The organism is Pseudoduganella sp. LjRoot289, assembly GCF_964252925.1.
Classification (GTDB): domain Bacteria; phylum Pseudomonadota; class Gammaproteobacteria; order Burkholderiales; family Burkholderiaceae_D; genus Rugamonas.
Genome location: NZ_CAXUPN020000001.1, coordinates 4,385,350 through 4,401,279, shown reverse-complemented (window position 1 = coordinate 4,401,279; position 15,930 = coordinate 4,385,350). Strand labels below are relative to the sequence as shown.

The following is a 15,930-nucleotide window of genomic DNA, read 5'->3' as shown; positions in this document are numbered from 1 at the left end:
ATTTACGGCATATGGCCCGGGAGGCGGGGCCATACACTAGCGTCAGCAACAGGGAGGCAGACGGATGGACATCAAATGGCTGGAAGATTTTTTAAGCCTGGCGCAGACGCGCAATTTTTCGCGCTCGGCGGACGAACGCAGCGTGACCCAGTCCGCGCTGAGCAGGCGCATCCAGTCGCTGGAGGCATGGGTGGGCGCCGACCTGGTCGACCGCAGCACCTATCCCCTGGTGCTCACGCCGGCCGGCAAAATGTTCGGCGTGGCCGCCGCCGAGGCGATGCGCCTGCTGAACGACACACGCGCCGTGCTGCGCGTGCAGGAGACCAGCGACCAGGTGCTGCGGGTGGCCGCCGGCCACGCGCTGGCGCTGAACTTCTTTCCGAGCTGGCTGCATTCGGTGCAATCCCGGCACGGGCCGCTGCGCGCGCGCATCCTGCCGGCCAATATCCATGATTCGGTGCTGTCGCTGGTGGAGGGCAACTGCGATTTGCTGCTGTGCTACCACCACGCCGAACTGCCCATCGAGCTGGACGCGCAGCGCTTCGACTGCCTGCACCTTGGCGACGAAACGGTGATGCCCGTGTCGGTCCCGAACCGGGCCGGCTCGCCCGCTTTCTCCCTGCCCGGCGGCAAGGCGGCGCCCTTGCCCTACCTGGCCTACACGGCGACCTCGTATTTCGGCCGCGTGGTGCAGCGCATCCAGAGCCGCGCCGCCGCGCCGGCTTGCCTGCGCAATTGCTACGAGAGCGACCTGGCCGAATTGCTGAAGACCATGGCGTTGTCCGGGCACGGGCTGGCCTGGCTGCCGGAGAGCTGCATCGCGCGCGAGCTGGCCGAGGGCAAGCTGGTGCGCGCCGGCGGGGAGCAATGGACCATGCGGCTGGAGATCCGCCTGTTCCGCGCCATCGGCCGCCGCAAACCCATGCTCGACGAGCTGTGGGACAGGCTGCGATGAGGCCGCGGCCGGATTCCTGCGACGCATCAATCTATGCGGGATCCGAATAGGCAGGTCCAGGCCGGTCCCTAGAATGAAGCCGTCGATCTTCCGACGCCTCATTCTACAAGGACCCAGCATGCCATCCACTGAACACCGGACCGAGCACGACCTGCTCGGCGAGCGCGCCATACCGCAGCATGCCTACTACGGCATCCACACCCTGCGCGCCGTTGAAAACTTCCCCATCAGCGGCACCCCCATCGGCCGCCACCCGGATCTGATCGTGGCGCTCGCCACCGTCAAGCAGGCGGCGGCGGTCGCCAATCGGCAGCTGGGCTTGCTGGACGGGGACTTGGCCGCCGCCATCGTCGCCGCCTGCCAGGAGATACGCGACGGCCGGCTGCACGGCGAGTTCGTGGTCGACATGATACAGGGCGGAGCCGGCACGTCGACCAATATGAACGCCAACGAGGTCATCGCCAACCGGGCGCTCGAGTTGCTGGGGCAGCCGCGCGGCGCCTACCACGCCTTGCATCCCAACGAGCACGTCAACCTGGGCCAGAGCACCAACGACGTCTACCCGACTGCGCTGCGGCTGGCGGCCCACGCCGGGGCGCAGCGCCTTCTGGCAGCCATGGAGCAGTTGCGGTGCTCGTTCAGCGCCAAGGCGGACGAATTCGCCGGCGTGATGAAGATGGGCCGCACCCAGCTGCAGGACGCGGTGCCGATGACGCTGGGCCAGGAGTTCCGCAGCTACGCCGTGATGCTGGCGGACGACCAGGCCAGGCTGGCCGAGGCCGCCGCGCTGCTGGGCGAGATCAACCTGGGGGCGACCGCCATCGGCACCGGCATCAACTGCCATCCGGAGTACGCCTCGCTGGTGCGCCGCGCCTTGTCCGGACTGAGCGGCGTGACGCTGACCACGGCGCCCGACCTGATCGCGGCCACGCAGGACGTGGGCGCCTTCGTCCAGCTGTCCGGCGTGCTCAAGCGGGCGGCGCTCAAGCTGTCCAAGATCTGCAACGACCTGCGCCTGCTGTCGAGCGGTCCGCGCGCGGGCCTGGGCGAAATCAGGCTGCCGCCGATGCAGGCCGGCTCCAGCATCATGCCCGGCAAGGTCAATCCCGTGATTCCGGAAGTGGTCAACCAGATCGCCTTCGAAGTGCTGGGCAACGACGTCACCATCAGCTTCGCGGCCGAGGGCGGGCAGCTGCAGCTGAACGCCTTCGAACCCATCATCGCCTATGCGCTGTTCAACAGCATCGCCCACCTGGACGCCGGCTGCCGCGTGCTGGCCAGCCGCTGCGTCGACGGCATCAGCGCCAACGCCGGGCACCTGCAGGCGCAGGTGGACAACTCGATCGGCCTGGCCACCGCGCTCAACCCCTTCATCGGCTACGAGGCCGCCACCAGGCTGGCGCAGGACGCGCTGGCCAGCGGACGCGGCGTGCGCCAGCTGGTGCTCGAACTCGACCTGCTCAGCCCCAGCGAGCTCGAGCGGGTGCTGCAGCCGGCCAGCCTGACCCGGCCGCGGCCCGTCGCCGCCGCTTGAGTTCCGCCCGCGCGGCGCCACCGCCGGTCATCGAGCGCCGCGTACACACAACAACCAGGAGAGAAAACATGAAGTCCCCCATCATCGCCGCAGCCCTGCTGGCCGGCGCCATCCCGTACGCCCATGCGCAGTCCAGCGTCGTGCTGTACGGCGTCGCCGATGCCGGCCTGGTCTACGAAAGCGGCGGCAGCGCCGGCCGCGTCAAGGCGCTCAGCAGCGGCGTCGCCTCGGGCAACCGTATCGGTTTCAAGGGGAAAGAGGACCTGGGCGGCGGCATGGCCGCCTTCTTCCAGCTGGAGAACGGCTACAACATCGACACCGGCACGGCCGGCCAGGGCGGGCTGCTGTTTGGACGCCAGGCTTTTGCGGGCTTGTCCGGCGCGGCCGGCGCTGTGTCCATGGGGCGGCAGTATTCGCCGTACTACAAGGTGATGCGCGATGCGGCCGACCCCTTCGGCATCGGGCTGGCGGGCAATTCGCTCAACATCATGGCCGGCAACACGCGGGTCGACAATATGGTGGAATACCAGAGCCCGCGCTACCTGGGCTGGTCGGCCGACATTGCCTACGGGGCGGGTGAAACGCCGGGCGGCAGCGCGCGCAACCGCAGCGTGGGGGCGGGCCTGGCCTATACCAGCGGCCGCTTCGGCGCCCACCTGGTGCACCATAGGCGCGAGAACGCCGCCGCCAGCGACCACGCCGGCAACACGCTGCTGGCGGTGAAGTACGATCTCGGCGTCGCGCTGGCCAGCCTGGCGCACGCCCGCAACCAGGGTCTGGCCGGCAGCGACAGCCGCGACACCCTGCTCGGGCTGACTGTGCCGCTGGGCGCCCACAAGGTGCTCGCTTCCGTGATCGTGCACCGCGACGGCACGCCCGCCGGGCGCGATGCGCGCCAATGGGCGCTGGCCTATCTGTACGGCCTGTCCAGACGCAGCGACCTGTACGCCGCCCGCGGCCATATCGACAACCGCAACGGCGCCGCCTTCCGTGTCGGCAACGGCACGGATGCCGGGTCGGGCGACACCGCCTTCAACCTGGGCGTGCGCCACACGTTCTAAAGGGCGAAAAAAAAACAGCGGCCCGCATGCGGGCCGCTGTCATGGAGCCGGGCCCAGTGCCAGCCTCAGTATCAGTATCAGTATCAGCCTCAGTATCAGGCTCAGTAATTGGCCTGGTTGTTCGGCGCCTTCAACAGCTTCTTCAGCGCTTCGCCCATCGGGAACTTCAGCGTGGGCGTCACAAACCACTTGGTGTAGTTACGCTCGAACTCGCCGCTCGAGACCAGGTCCGCCAGGGTCTTGTTGGCGATGGCGTGCAGCCGCGTATCCTGCTTTCTCATCATGATGCCCAGCGGGTCGACCGAGATCGGCTCGCCCACCACCGCATAGTCCTGCGGCCGGCTGGACCTGGCGATGTACTGCGCAAACTGGATGTCGTCGCTGACAAAGGCCGCCACCCGGCCGCCCTCCAGCGCCTTGAAGCCTTCCGTAAAGTCCTTTACCCGCACATACTGGATATTGAGGCCCTGGGCCAGGTCGATCTTGCTGAGCAGCGGCGCCACGCTGGCGCCCTGGGCGATGGCCACGCGCTGGCCCTTCAGGCCTTCGACGCCCTTGATGGGGGAGGCGGCGAGCGTCAGGATGCGGCTGGAGGTGACGAAGATGGTATTGGAAAAGGTCACCTGCGCCGAGCGGTCGCGCGTGTTGGTGGTGGAGCCGCACTCGAGGTCGACCTCGCCGTCCAGCAGCTTCTGGATGCGGTCGCTGGACTTCACTTCCACATAGCTGACCTTGATGTCGGGCAGCGCCAGTTCCTTGCGGACGTTGTCGATGATGCGCGCACACAGGTCCTGCGTGTAGCCGGCCGGGGCGGCCGCGCCTTCGCGCGTGGAAAACGGCACGGACGCCGACCGGTAGCCGACCGTGATCGCGCCGCTGGTCTTGATTTTCTGCAGGGTGCCTGTCAAGTCCTCGGCGTGGCAGGGCAGGGCCGCCACGAGGCACATGGCGGTGGCCAGCGATATTTTTTTTAGTATGAGCATGATGTAACTCCGGAGGTGGGAAGGCGCCGGCGGCCTGGGCTCGCCGGAATCGGGTACGACGCCGGCGGGTTGCCGGCATTGGATGCGACGCGCCGGCGGTTGCCGGCGCGCGCAGCGCGCTCAACTGGAAGCGAGCGGCGTGGCGGCCATCGGCCGCGGGCTGGTGGCCCCGGGCTGGCCGTCCAGGTCTTCCCATTGTGCCACAACGGCAGTGGCTATCCCATTGCCGAGCACGTTGGTGCCGGTGCGCGCCATGTCGAGGATCTGGTCTATGCCCATGATCAGCAGCAGGCCGGCCTCGGGCAGGCCGAACATGGGCAGCACAGCCGCCACGACCACCAGCGAGCCGCGCGGCACGCCGGCCATGCCTTTGCTGCTGACCATCAGCACCAGCAGCATGGTCATCTGCTGGCCCAGCGACATGTCGATGTTGTAGGCCTGGGCGATGAACAGTGCCGCGAAGGCCTGGTACATCATGGAGCCATCCAGGTTGAACGAGTAGCCCAGCGGCAGCACGAAGCCGGTGATCTTGCCGCTGACGCCGAATTTTTCCAGCTGTTCCATCAGCTTGGGATAGGCCGATTCGCTGCTGGCAGTGGAGAAACCGAGCATGATGGGTTCGCGCAGCAGCTTCACCAGCGTGAAGGCGCGCGGCCCCAGGAAGGCGAAGCCGGCGCCGATGAGCACTACCCACAGCGCGGCGATGGCCAGGAAAAAGCTGCCGAGCAACTTGCCGTAAGTGGCCAGCGCGTCGAAACCCTGCACCGTGATGGCCGACGCCACGGCGGCGAACACGCCGAGCGGCGCGAAGCGCATCACATAGCCCGTCAGCGTGAGCATGATGTGGGCCACCTCGTCGGTGAGTTTGATCACGGTGGCGGCGGCGCCCGGCCGCGCCGCTGCCACGGCGCAGCCGAAGAACAGGGAAAACACCAGGATCTGCAGTATCGCATTGGTGGCCATCGCCTCGAAGAAGCTTTTCGGCACCAGGTGGGTGATGAAGTCCTTGAGGCTGAAGTTGGCCGTGCTCAGCTTGGTCGCCGCGCCCAGTTCCGGCAGCGGCAGCCCGAGCGACTGGCCCGGCTGCAGCAGGTTGGAGAACAGCAGCCCGAGCGACAGCGAAATGAAGGAGGCCGTGAGAAACCAGGCGAAGGCCTTCAAGCCTATGCGTCCCAGCGCCTTGCCGTCGCTCATGCCGGCAATGCCCGACACCAGTGTTGCGAACACCAGCGGCGCGATGATCATTTTGATCAGGCGCAGGAAGATATCGGTGACCAGGTTGAAATAGCCGGCGATCTCCTTGGCGGCGGCGGGGGAGGCCGCCTGTCCGTGGCAGACGGCGCCCACCGCGATCCCCAGGGCCATGCCGGCCATGATCCAGGTGGTTAGTTTGATGTTTCTCATGCTGAACTCCTCCAATGAACGACTTGATTGTTTTTAGCTGCTCTATCCCCCGGGACGCGGTGCGCAGAATGGCTCTACGGCATGTCTTCGGGGAAGCTTGGAGTGTAGGCGGGCGAGGCCGGGCATCCATGCGGCTTCGGCATACAGCTATTCCGAAAGCGCATGGCCCGCGCGCGCACGCGCGGGAGGGGGCAGGAAGGAAAGGGGAAGGAAGGGAAGGAGGACGGGCCGGAGGAGTGCAGGCGAGCTGTCCGGCTATAGCTGGGGACCGGCGGCATCCCAGTCGGCGCGCAGCAGGCCGAAGAAGTCGGTGTCGCAGATCTCGCCGTCGACGATCCAGCGCTGGCGCAGGTGGCCTTCCTGCACGAAATGCAGGCGCTTGAGCAGCGTGGCCGAGGCGGTGTTGCGCGGGTCGACGTCGGCTTCGATGCGGTGCAGGTCGAACGCTTGCATCGCATGGGCGATGGTGGCGGCCATCGCTTCGCGCATATAGCCCTTGCCCCAATGCGCGCGCGACAGCATGTAGCCCATCTCGCAGCGGCGGTTCTGGCGGTCGAAATGGTGCAGCCGGCATACGCCGATCAGCTCGCCGGACTGCTTGTCATCGCCGGCCAGGGTGATGCCCAGCGTGAAGATGCTGCCGTCCTCGTAGCCGGCCTGCGTCATGCCGATGTGGGCGTGGGCCTGGACCATGTCGCTCCAGGGTGGCGAACTCCAGTAGCGCATGGCCTCGGGATCGGAATAGATGGTGTACAGGGCGGCGGCGTCGTCCTCGGTGAGGAAACGCAGCGCCAGGCGCTCGGTCCGGAGCTTGGTGTCGGGAAAACTTGTCATTTTATAATTTTACAAGATTTTTACGGCGCAGGCAGGCTGATGGCCGCCATCACCATGCGCACGATGGTTTCCTCGCCGTCGTCGTAGTCCTGCCGCGTCAGCTGCTTGCGCTCGAGCACCAGCGCCATTTGCGCTGAAAAGTCGGCGTAGGACTGCGTCATGGCCCAGATCATGAACAGCAGATGGGTCGCGTTCAGCGGCGCGATGCGGCCGGCCGCGATCCACCTCTCGAACACGTCGATGTCCTTGCGCAGCAGCGGCACCACGCGGTTCTTGATCTGCTCGCCGTACAGCTGCGCGCCGCTGATGATTTCCATCGCATACACCTTGGACGCCCACGGCTGCTCGCGCGAGAAGCGCAGCTTGGCCTGGATATAGGTGCGCAGCACGTCGTGCGGATCGTGCTCCTCGTCGGCCAGGCTTTCCATGCGGGCAAGCCAGTCGTCCAGCACGTCGTCCAGCACGCGCTGGTAGAGCGCCTGCTTGGTCGGATAGTAGTACATCAGGTTTTGTTTCGACAGCCCTGCCGCGTCGGCGATGGCGGCGATCGACGTGCCTTCATAGCCGCATTCGGCGAACACGCGCACCGCCACGGCGGCGATGTCGGTCTCGAGCTTGTCGCGGTTGATGACGCGCCGCTTCACTTTTGGGGCGGCGGCGAGGCCGGGTATGGCGTTCGGTTTTACTGCTGGCATGGTATGGTCTTTCTTTGCTGGTTCAGCCGGGTCGTACGGATTGCAGGAATTGCCGCAACTGCGGGCTGTCGCTATAGGCGGCGTTGAAGCGGAACCAGATGCTGGCACTGGGCCGCAGCATAAAGAACTCGCCCGGCGAGAGCAAGATGCCGGACTTCAGGGCAAGGTCGGCCACGCTTTTGCCGTTGAATTCGGGGGTGGGCACGTGCTCCCAGCCGGCGCTGACGAACATGCCGCCGCGCGGCTGCGCCAGGGGCCGCATGCCGGCCGCCGCCAGGTGTTCGATGCTGCGGTTGCGGCCTTCCTCCAGCTGGCTGGCCAGCTTCTCCACCATGCGCTTGTAGGGCCGCGCGGTGATGGCGTGGAATACGGCGCGCTCGTTGATCTCGGAAGTGGTGAGCCCGGCCAGCATCTTCACGCGCAGCAGTTCCGGCAGCAGCGAATTGGAGGCCGAGATGGAACCGACCCGCAGCACCGGCGACAAGGTCTTGGAGAAGCTGCCGACGCGGATCACGCGGCGCAAGCCGTCCATGGCTGCCAGCGATGCCTCGCCGCGCGGCGTCAGCTCGCGGTAGATGTCGTCCTCCACCAGCCAGAAGTCGAATTGCTCGGCCAGTGCCAGCAATCGGTGCGCCTGCGCGTGCGTGAGCGAGGTGCCGAGCGGGTTTTGCAGCACGGTGTTGACGAACATCAGCTTCGGTCCGGCGGCCTTGGCCTGCTCGGCCAGCGCCGCCATGTCCAGGCCGTTGGCGTCGCGCGGGATGCCGACCGGGATGCAGCCGTGGTGGCGTATCAGCGACAGCAGATTGCTGTAGCCGGGGTCCTCCACCAGCACGGTGTCGCCCGGCTTGGTCAGGGTGCGCAGCACCAGGTCGAAGGCGTGGGTGGCGCCGTGCGTCAGCAGGATCTGCTCCGGCTCGACCGGATACAGTTCGTCGCTCAGCACCGCCGCCATGTGCTGGCGCAGCGTGGGGAAGCCCAGCGGGTGGCCGTAGCCGCGCAGCCGGTTGGCCGGGATGCGCATGGCCTGGCGCACCGCGTCGAGGATGGTGTCCTCGCCGTACCACTCGGGCGGCAGCCAGCCCGCGCCCACCGGCAGCGCCTCCGAGACGCCCGAATACAGCTCCGGCGTGAGCGCGTCGATGTGGACGGGGGCGGGGTGGTGCTGCATCGGCAGCAGTGTGGCGGGAACGTCCTGGCGGGCCACGAAATAGCCCGATCCGCGCCGCGAGGACAGCAGTCCCAGCGTCACCAGCCTGTCGTAGGACTCCACAACTGTAAAGGTGGACACGCCATTACACTTGGCGAATTGCCTGACCGAGGGCATTTTTGTGCCGATGCGCAGTTCCCGCCGCGCCACCATGGCGGTGATGGCGGACACGATCTGGTCGACCAGGCTGCCTTTGCGCGTGCGCTCTATGGACAGCACGGGCCAGCCGCCGCCATCGCTGCGGCCGCAGTCCCGTTCGCTTGTGCTTGCTATTTCGTCCATTGCCACGCTCTCCAAGTCCCCACACCCGCAACTGTATCGTTTTTGTCACCTGTACGGTTGGCTGGTTTTGCTGATTGTGTATCTGTGCCATAGTGAAGCGGCTGACTATTATTGCATCATGATTTTGCCAACTGGTAAAGATTTTTACGGTTTGTCAAAAAATAAGGAGAAGTGCATGAACGAGTCCAGACCAGCATCCATGTCCTCATTTTGGATGCCGTTTACGAACAACCGCGATTTCAAGTCCAATCCGCGCCTGCTGGTGTCGGCCGAGGGCGTGTACTACAAGGACGTGGACGGCAACGCCATCCTGGACGGCACGGCCGGCCTGTGGTGCGTGCCCTGCGGCCACGCGCAGCCGAAGATCGTCGCAGCCGTGCGCGAGATGATAGGCCAGCTCGATTTCGCGCCGACCTTCCAGATGGGCCACCCGGCCGCCTTCGACCTCGCCGAACAGCTGATGGAGTACACCAACCACCGCTTCGGCCACGTGTTCTACACGAACTCCGGCTCCGAGGCGGTGGACACCGCGCTCAAGATCGCGCTGGCGTACCACAAGGCGCGCGGCGAGGCCAGCCGCACCCGTTTGATCGGCCGCGAGCGCGGCTACCACGGGGTGGGCTTCGGCGGCATCTCGGTGGGCGGCATCGCCGGCAACCGCAAGCCCTACGGCGTGATGCTGCCGGGCGTGGACCACCTGCCGCACACGCACAACCTGGAGAAGAACGCCTACACGCGCGGCGAGCCGGAACACGGCGCCAACCTGGCCGATGAACTGGAACGCATCGTCGCGCTGCACGACGCGTCCACCATCGCGGCGGTGATCGTCGAGCCGGTGGCCGGTTCCACCGGCGTGCTGATTCCGCCCAAGGGCTATCTGAAGCGGCTGCGCGAACTGTGCACCAAGCACGGCATCCTGCTGATCTTCGACGAGGTGATCACCGGTTTCGGCCGCCTCACCACGCCGTTCGCCACCGACTACTTCGGCGTCGAGCCGGACATGATGACCGCCGCCAAGGGCCTGACCAACGGCGTGATACCGATGGGCGCGGTGTTCTCCAAGAAGTTCATCCACGACGCTTTCATGGAAGCGCCGGCAGGCATCGAACTGTTCCACGGCTACACCTATTCGGGCCACCCGGTGGCGTGCGCGGCCTCGCTGGCGACGCTGGAAGTGTTCAAGGAACAGAACATCCTGGAGCACGCGCAGGGCATCCAGGAATACTGGGCCGACGCGGTGCACTCGCTGAAAGGCCTGCCGCACGTGATCGACATCCGCAGCATCGGCCTGATCGCGGGTATCGAGCTGGCGCCGATCGAAGGCAAGCCGGGCGCGCGCGCGTTCAGCGCCTTCAAAAAAGCGTTTGCGGACGGCGTGCTGATACGTACCACGGGCGACATCATCGCCCTGTCGCCGCCGCTGGTGTTCGAGAAGAAGCACATCGACGAGTTGTTCGGCAAGCTGGCGAAGGTATTGAAGAACCTGGAATGACACTAACGGGAGATCACCATGTTGGTAGGCGTACCGAAAGAGATCAAAAATCAGGAATCGCGCGTGGGCCTTACCCCGGCCAGCGTGAAAGAGCTAGTCCTGCGCGGGCACCAGGTCCTGGTGCAGAAAAACGCGGGCGCGGCCATCGGTCTGACCGACGCGATGTACGTGGGCTCGGGCGCTTCCATTATCGATACGGCGGCTGAAATCTTCGCCCGCGCGGAGATGATCGTGAAAGTGAAGGAGCCGCAGCCGGAGGAGTGCGCGATGCTGCGCGAGAACCAGATCCTCTACACCTATCTGCACCTGGCGCCGGATCCGGACCAGACCCGCGCGCTGATCAAGTCCGGCGCGGTATGCCTGGCCTATGAAACCATCACCGGTCCCAACGGCGGCTTGCCGCTGCTGGCGCCGATGAGCGAAGTGGCCGGCCGCATGGCGATCCAGGCCGGCGCGGCGCACCTGGAGAAATCCAAGGGCGGCATGGGCTTGCTGCTGGGCGGCGTGCCGGGCGTGGCGCCGGGCCACGTGGCCATCATCGGCGCCGGCGTGGTGGGCAGCAACGCGCTGCAGATGGCGATCGGCATGGGCGCGCGCGTCACCATACTGGACAAGAGCGTGGACCGTTTGCGCCAGCTCGACCTGGTGTTCGGCAACCAGGTCTCCACCATGTACTCCAACGCGCACACCATCGAGGAAGCGGTGCTGGACGCGGACCTGGTGATAGGCGGCGTGCTGGTGCCCGGCGCGGCAGCGCCCAAGCTGGTGACCAAGGACATGATCTCGCGCATGAAGAAGGGCGCGGTGGTGGTGGACGTGGCGATCGACCAGGGCGGCTGCTTCGAGACGTCGCACGCGACCACGCACGAACAGCCCACCTACATCGTGGACGGCGTGGTGCACTACTGCGTGGCCAACATGCCGGGCGCGGTGGCGCGCACGTCCACTTTCGCGCTGAACAACGCCACCATCGCGCACGCCGTGGCGCTGGCCGACAAGGGCTGGAAACGGGCGCTGCAGGCGAACCCGCATTTGAAAAACGGATTGAACGTATGCCAGGGCCATGTCACCTATGAAGCGGTGGCGCATGGCCTGGGTTACCCCTATATTTCGGCCGACTCTTTGTTGGCCTAACGGAGCAAGTTTTAACGGAGCAAGAAGCATGAGCGATCTCGATACCATCACCCACTTCATCAACGGCGCCAAGGTCGACACCCAAAGCGGCCGTTATGGTGACGTGTTCAATCCGGCGTTGGGCGAGCCGGTGGCCCGCGTGGCGCTGGGCACCACGGAGGAAGTGGATGCGGCGGTGCAGGCCGCCGCTGCCGCCTTCCCGTCCTGGTCCGCCACGCCGCCGCTGACGCGCGCACGCGTGCTGTTCAAGTATCTGCAGCTGTGCCAGCAGCACGTTGACGAGTTCGCGGCCATGCTGACGCGCGAACACGGCAAGACCTTCAGCGACGCGCAGGGCGAAGTGGCGCGGGGAATCGAGATGGTGGAGTTCGCAGTCGGCATTCCGCAACTGCTGAAGGGCGAATTCACCGACCAGATTTCGCGCGGCATCGACGCATGGTCGATGCGACAGCCGCTGGGCGTGGTGGCCGGTATCACGCCGTTCAACTTCCCGGTGATGGTGCCGATGTGGATGTTCCCGGTCGCCATCGCTTGCGGCAACACCTTCGTGCTGAAACCTTCCGAGCGCGATCCATCGCCTTCGCTGCTGCACGCGAAACTGCTGAAGGAGGCGGGCTTGCCGGACGGCGTGTTCAACGTCGTGCAGGGCGACAAGGTCACGGTCGACGCGCTGCTGGAGCACCCGGTGGTGCAGGCGGTGAGCTTCGTCGGCTCCACGCCCATCGCCGAATACATCTACTCGCGCGGCAGCGCCACTGGCAAGCGCGTGCAGGCCCTGGGCGGTGCCAAGAACCACATGGTGGTGATGCCGGATGCCGACATGGACATGGCGGTCGACGCCCTGATGGGCGCGGCCTATGGCTCGGCGGGAGAACGCTGCATGGCGATCTCGGTCGTCGTGGCGGTGGGCGACGCGGGCGACAAGCTGATAGGCGCACTGAAACAGCGCACCGCCGCACTGAAAGTAGGCGACGGCATGGAGGCGGGTGCCGAAATGGGGCCGGTGGTGACGTCCATGGCCAAGCAGCGTATCGAGCGCCTGATCGGCGAGGGCGTGGAGCAGGGCGCCACGCTGGTGGTGGACGGCCGCGATTTCAAGGTCGCGGGACGCGAGAACGGCTTCTTCGTCGGCGGCACTTTGTTCGATCACGTGACCTCCGACATGACGATCTACAAGGAGGAAATCTTCGGCCCGGTGCTGTGCGTGATGCGCTGTCCGGACGTGGTCCACGCGGTGGAACTGATCAACAACAACGAATACGGCAACGGCGTGGCGATCTTCACGCGCGACGGCGGCGTGGCGCGCGAATTCGTGCGCCAGATCCAGGTCGGCATGGTGGGGGTGAACGTGCCGCTGCCGGTGCCCATGGCCTTCAACAGTTTCGGCGGATGGAAGCGCAGCCTGTTCGGCGACCATCACGCCTATGGCCCCGAAGGCGTGCGTTTCTACACGCGCCACAAGGCGGTCATGCAGCGCTGGCCGAACACCGCAAGCGCTGGCGCGGAATTTGCATTTCCGCAGATGAAGTAGAACGTTGTCGTTCCCGCGAAGGGCTCGCCGCCCGCACGGGAACCCATACGTCGCGTCCGCAGTATGCTCAGCATGGCTTCCCGCGTACGCGGGAATGACAAGGGTCAGATAACAGGAATGAATATGATCGCGACACTCACACACCTACCGCAGCCAAAAGCCACGAACGCCGAGTTGGGCGAGCATTTCACCGATCTGGCGCCGCCGCTCAACGCGCGCCAGGCGGCGATAGAAAGCGCACGCTGCCTGTATTGCTACGACGCGCCGTGCACCCGCATCTGCCCGTCCGAAATCGACGTGGCCAGTTTCATCCGCAATATCCACGACCACAACGTCAATGGCGCGGCGGTCGGCATCCTGAAGCAGAACATCCTGGGTGGCAGCTGCTCGCGCGTCTGCCCGACCGAGATCCTGTGCGAGGACGCCTGCGTGCGCAACCACGACGCCGAAGGCCAGCCGGTGAAAATCGGCCTGCTGCAGCGCTATGCGCTCGATAACATGACCATCGCTGAGCATCCTTTCCAGCGCGCCCCGTCCACCGGCAAGACGGTGGCGGTGGTGGGCGCTGGTCCTGCCGGCCTGTCCTGCGCACACCGCCTGGCCATGCTGGGCAATGACGTGGTGATCTACGAGGCGAAGGAGAAGTCCGGCGGCCTGAATGAATACGGTATCGCCAAGTACAAGCTGACCGAGGACTTCGCGCAGAAGGAAGTCGAGTTCCTGCTCGGCATAGGCGGCATCGAGGTGCGCCACGGCCAGACGCTGGGCGGCAACGTGCAGTTGAAGGACCTGCACGCCCAGTACGACGCGGTGTTCCTCGGCCTGGGCCTGGGCGCGAGCCGCCAGCTGGGGTTGACCGGCGAGGACGCCCCCGGCCTGCTGGCTGCCGTGGACTATATATCCGAGCTGCGCCAGGCCGGCGACCTGTCCAAGCTGCCGGTGCCGCGGCGCGCCATCGTGATCGGCGCCGGCAACACGGCGATCGACATGGCGGTGCAGATCCAGCGCCTGGGCGCGGAGGAGGTGACGCTGGTCTACCGCCGCGGCTTCGACGACATGAGCGCGACGCACCACGAGCAGGACATCGCCAAGGCCAACCAGGTCCGCATGCGCACCTGGGCCGCGCCGCAGCAGGTGCTGCTCGACGGCGACGGCAAGGTGTGCGGCATGCGCTTCGAGAACACGGTGCTGGAGAACGGCCGCCTGATCGGCACAGGCATCAAGTTCGAACTGCAGGCCGACGCGGTGTTCAAGGCCATAGGCCAGAGCATGGACGGCGCCAGCCTGTCGGATTCCATGGCGGCCACCATCAGGCGCGACGGCGACAAGATCCATGTGGACGAGCAATACCGCACCGTGGTGCCGGGCGTGTACGCGGGCGGCGACTGCGTGGCGCCGGGGCAGGACTTGACCGTGCAGGCGGTGCAGCACGGGAAGCTGGCGGCGCACGCCATCCATCACGACATCATTTCTAAAGTGGAGGCTGCATAATGGCCGATCTGAGCATCAATTTCTGCGGCATCAAATCGCCTAACCCGTTCTGGCTGGCATCCGCGCCGCCGACCGACAAGGCGTACAACGTGGTGCGCGCATTCGAAGCCGGCTGGGGCGGCGTGGTGTGGAAAACGCTGGGCGAGGATCCGGCGGCCGTCAACGTGTCGTCGCGCTATTCTGCGCACTACGGCAAGAACCGCGAGGTCCTGGGCTTCAACAACATCGAGCTGATCACCGACCGCTCGCTGGAAATCAACCTGCGCGAAATCACGGAAGTGAAGAAGGCCTGGCCGGACCGCGCCATCGTCGTCTCGCTGATGCTGCCGTGCGAAGAAAAATTGTGGGCCGACATCCTGCCGCTGGTGGAGGCGACCGGCGCGGACGGCATCGAACTCAATTTCGGCTGTCCGCACGGTATGCCGGAGCGGGGCATGGGCGCGGCGGTCGGCCAGGTTCCGGAATACGTGGAGATGGTGACGCGCTGGTGCAAGCAGCACACCAGGCTGCCGGTGATCGTCAAGCTCACGCCCAACATCACCGACGTGCGCGCGCCTGCGCGCGCGGCCAACGCGGGCGGGGCGGACGCGGTTTCGCTGATTAACACCATCAACTCGATCACGCACCTGGACCTGGACCGCATGGTGGCTTTCCCTGCGGTGGGCAACGCCAGCACGCACGGCGGCTATTGCGGCAGCGCCGTCAAGCCGATTGCGCTGAACATGGTGGCCGAGATCGCACGCGACCCGCAGACCAGGGGCTTGCCGATTTCGGGCATAGGCGGCATCGGCAACTGGCAGGACGCGGCCGAGTTCATCGCCCTGGGCGCGGGCTGCGTGCAGGTCTGTACGGCGGCCATGCTGCACGGCTTCCGCATCGTCGAGGAAATGAAGGACGGCCTGTCGCGCTGGATGGACGAGAAGGGTTACAAGAACGTCGGCGAGTTCATGGGCAAGGCTGTGCCGAACACCACCGACTGGAAATACCTGGACATGAATTACCAGGTGATCGCGCAGATCAACCAGGACGACTGCATCAAGTGCGGGCGTTGCTATGTGGCCTGCGAAGACACCTCGCACCAGTCGATCGCACAGCTGATCGATGCGGCCGGCGTGCGCACCTACGAGGTGATCAAGGAGGAGTGCGTGGGCTGCAACCTGTGCGAGATCACGTGCCCGGTGCAGGGCTGCATCACCATGGTGCCGCAGGATACAGGCAAGCCGTATATGAACTGGACCGAGGATCCGCGCAATCCGCGGCGCGAAGTCAAGGCCGCCTGACTCGGATAGTATGTATGGATCGCGCAGCGGCGCACCGCCGCCTG

13 protein-coding genes are annotated in these 15,930 nt (G+C 65.8%); 8 read left to right on the top strand and 5 right to left on the bottom strand.

Annotation, left to right across the window (positions count from 1 at the left end):
- The first annotated feature begins 64 nt into the window (after positions 1-64).
- The 3 genes from ACSQ8Y_RS18735 (at position 65) to ACSQ8Y_RS18725 (ending at position 3,550) form a co-directional block, all read left to right on the top strand.
- A complete protein-coding gene (locus ACSQ8Y_RS18735; RefSeq protein ID WP_436267944.1) occupies positions 65-955 on the top strand; it encodes a LysR substrate-binding domain-containing protein in 891 nt (296 codons plus the stop codon).
- Between the two features lie 118 nt (positions 956-1,073).
- Positions 1,074-2,489 (top strand): aspartate ammonia-lyase, encoded by a 1,416-nt coding sequence (locus ACSQ8Y_RS18730; protein ID WP_436267943.1) that lies wholly within the window; start codon positions 1,074-1,076, stop codon positions 2,487-2,489.
- A gap of 68 nt (positions 2,490-2,557) precedes the next feature.
- Positions 2,558-3,550, top strand: a complete 993-nt coding sequence (locus ACSQ8Y_RS18725; RefSeq protein WP_436267942.1) for a porin — start codon at positions 2,558-2,560, stop codon at positions 3,548-3,550.
- Positions 3,551-3,651: 101 nt separating this feature from the next.
- Here the strand turns inward: ACSQ8Y_RS18725 and ACSQ8Y_RS18720 are convergent, their stop codons facing one another.
- The 5 genes from ACSQ8Y_RS18720 to ACSQ8Y_RS18700 all read right to left on the bottom strand — a co-directional run bounded on the left by ACSQ8Y_RS18720 (position 3,652) and on the right by ACSQ8Y_RS18700 (position 8,958).
- Positions 3,652-4,533 carry an amino acid ABC transporter substrate-binding protein gene (locus ACSQ8Y_RS18720; protein WP_436267941.1) on the bottom strand — a complete coding sequence of 294 codons (882 nt, stop codon included), beginning with the start codon at positions 4,531-4,533 and terminating at the stop codon, positions 3,652-3,654.
- 120 nt (positions 4,534-4,653) lie between these two features.
- The gene (locus ACSQ8Y_RS18715; protein WP_436267940.1) at positions 4,654-5,937 is read right to left on the bottom strand and encodes a dicarboxylate/amino acid:cation symporter; all 1,284 of its coding nucleotides are present in this window, start codon (positions 5,935-5,937) and stop codon (positions 4,654-4,656) included.
- Positions 5,938-6,192: 255 nt separating this feature from the next.
- Positions 6,193-6,771 carry a GNAT family N-acetyltransferase gene (locus ACSQ8Y_RS18710; protein ID WP_436267939.1) on the bottom strand — a complete coding sequence of 193 codons (579 nt, stop codon included), beginning with the start codon at positions 6,769-6,771 and terminating at the stop codon, positions 6,193-6,195.
- A gap of 20 nt (positions 6,772-6,791) precedes the next feature.
- Positions 6,792-7,466, bottom strand: a complete 675-nt coding sequence (locus ACSQ8Y_RS18705) for a TetR/AcrR family transcriptional regulator (protein WP_436267938.1) — start codon at positions 7,464-7,466, stop codon at positions 6,792-6,794.
- Between the two features lie 22 nt (positions 7,467-7,488).
- Positions 7,489-8,958 (bottom strand): PLP-dependent aminotransferase family protein, encoded by a 1,470-nt coding sequence (locus ACSQ8Y_RS18700; protein WP_436267937.1) that lies wholly within the window; start codon positions 8,956-8,958, stop codon positions 7,489-7,491.
- Between the two features lie 175 nt (positions 8,959-9,133).
- On the opposite strand from ACSQ8Y_RS18700, the gene ACSQ8Y_RS18695 reads away from it, so the two are divergent.
- The 5 genes from ACSQ8Y_RS18695 to preA all read left to right on the top strand — a co-directional run bounded on the left by ACSQ8Y_RS18695 (position 9,134) and on the right by preA (position 15,886).
- The gene (locus ACSQ8Y_RS18695; RefSeq protein ID WP_436267936.1) at positions 9,134-10,450 is read left to right on the top strand and encodes an aspartate aminotransferase family protein; all 1,317 of its coding nucleotides are present in this window, start codon (positions 9,134-9,136) and stop codon (positions 10,448-10,450) included.
- Positions 10,451-10,468: 18 nt separating this feature from the next.
- Positions 10,469-11,584, top strand: a complete 1,116-nt coding sequence (gene ald / locus ACSQ8Y_RS18690; protein WP_436267935.1) for an alanine dehydrogenase — start codon at positions 10,469-10,471, stop codon at positions 11,582-11,584.
- Between the two features lie 28 nt (positions 11,585-11,612).
- Positions 11,613-13,115 (top strand): CoA-acylating methylmalonate-semialdehyde dehydrogenase, encoded by a 1,503-nt coding sequence (locus ACSQ8Y_RS18685; RefSeq protein ID WP_436267934.1) that lies wholly within the window; start codon positions 11,613-11,615, stop codon positions 13,113-13,115.
- Between the two features lie 123 nt (positions 13,116-13,238).
- On the top strand, positions 13,239-14,606 hold the full coding sequence (locus ACSQ8Y_RS18680) for an NAD(P)-dependent oxidoreductase (protein WP_436267933.1): 1,368 nt from the start codon (positions 13,239-13,241) through the stop codon (positions 14,604-14,606).
- The gene (preA, locus tag ACSQ8Y_RS18675; protein WP_436267932.1) at positions 14,606-15,886 is read left to right on the top strand and encodes an NAD-dependent dihydropyrimidine dehydrogenase subunit PreA; all 1,281 of its coding nucleotides are present in this window, start codon (positions 14,606-14,608) and stop codon (positions 15,884-15,886) included. Before ACSQ8Y_RS18680 ends, preA begins: the two co-directional genes overlap by 1 nt.
- Positions 15,887-15,930: the final 44 nt, after the last annotated feature.

Bases quoted from the DNA above. Each gene is read 5' to 3' on its own strand.
- ACSQ8Y_RS18735 (WP_436267944.1), top strand. From the start codon at position 65: ATGGACATCAAATGGCTGGAAGATTTTTTAAGCCTGGCGCAGACGCGC.
- ACSQ8Y_RS18730 (WP_436267943.1), top strand. From the start codon at position 1,074: ATGCCATCCACTGAACACCGGACCGAGCACGACCTGCTCGGCGAGCGC.
- ACSQ8Y_RS18725 (WP_436267942.1), top strand. From the start codon at position 2,558: ATGAAGTCCCCCATCATCGCCGCAGCCCTGCTGGCCGGCGCCATCCCG.
- ACSQ8Y_RS18720 (WP_436267941.1), bottom strand. From the start codon at position 4,533: ATGCTCATACTAAAAAAAATATCGCTGGCCACCGCCATGTGCCTCGTG.
- ACSQ8Y_RS18715 (WP_436267940.1), bottom strand. From the start codon at position 5,937: ATGAGAAACATCAAACTAACCACCTGGATCATGGCCGGCATGGCCCTG.
- ACSQ8Y_RS18710 (WP_436267939.1), bottom strand. From the start codon at position 6,771: ATGACAAGTTTTCCCGACACCAAGCTCCGGACCGAGCGCCTGGCGCTG.
- ACSQ8Y_RS18705 (WP_436267938.1), bottom strand. From the start codon at position 7,466: ATGCCAGCAGTAAAACCGAACGCCATACCCGGCCTCGCCGCCGCCCCA.
- ACSQ8Y_RS18700 (WP_436267937.1), bottom strand. From the start codon at position 8,958: ATGGACGAAATAGCAAGCACAAGCGAACGGGACTGCGGCCGCAGCGAT.
- ACSQ8Y_RS18695 (WP_436267936.1), top strand. From the start codon at position 9,134: ATGAACGAGTCCAGACCAGCATCCATGTCCTCATTTTGGATGCCGTTT.
- ald (WP_436267935.1), top strand. From the start codon at position 10,469: ATGTTGGTAGGCGTACCGAAAGAGATCAAAAATCAGGAATCGCGCGTG.
- ACSQ8Y_RS18685 (WP_436267934.1), top strand. From the start codon at position 11,613: ATGAGCGATCTCGATACCATCACCCACTTCATCAACGGCGCCAAGGTC.
- ACSQ8Y_RS18680 (WP_436267933.1), top strand. From the start codon at position 13,239: ATGATCGCGACACTCACACACCTACCGCAGCCAAAAGCCACGAACGCC.
- preA (WP_436267932.1), top strand. From the start codon at position 14,606: ATGGCCGATCTGAGCATCAATTTCTGCGGCATCAAATCGCCTAACCCG.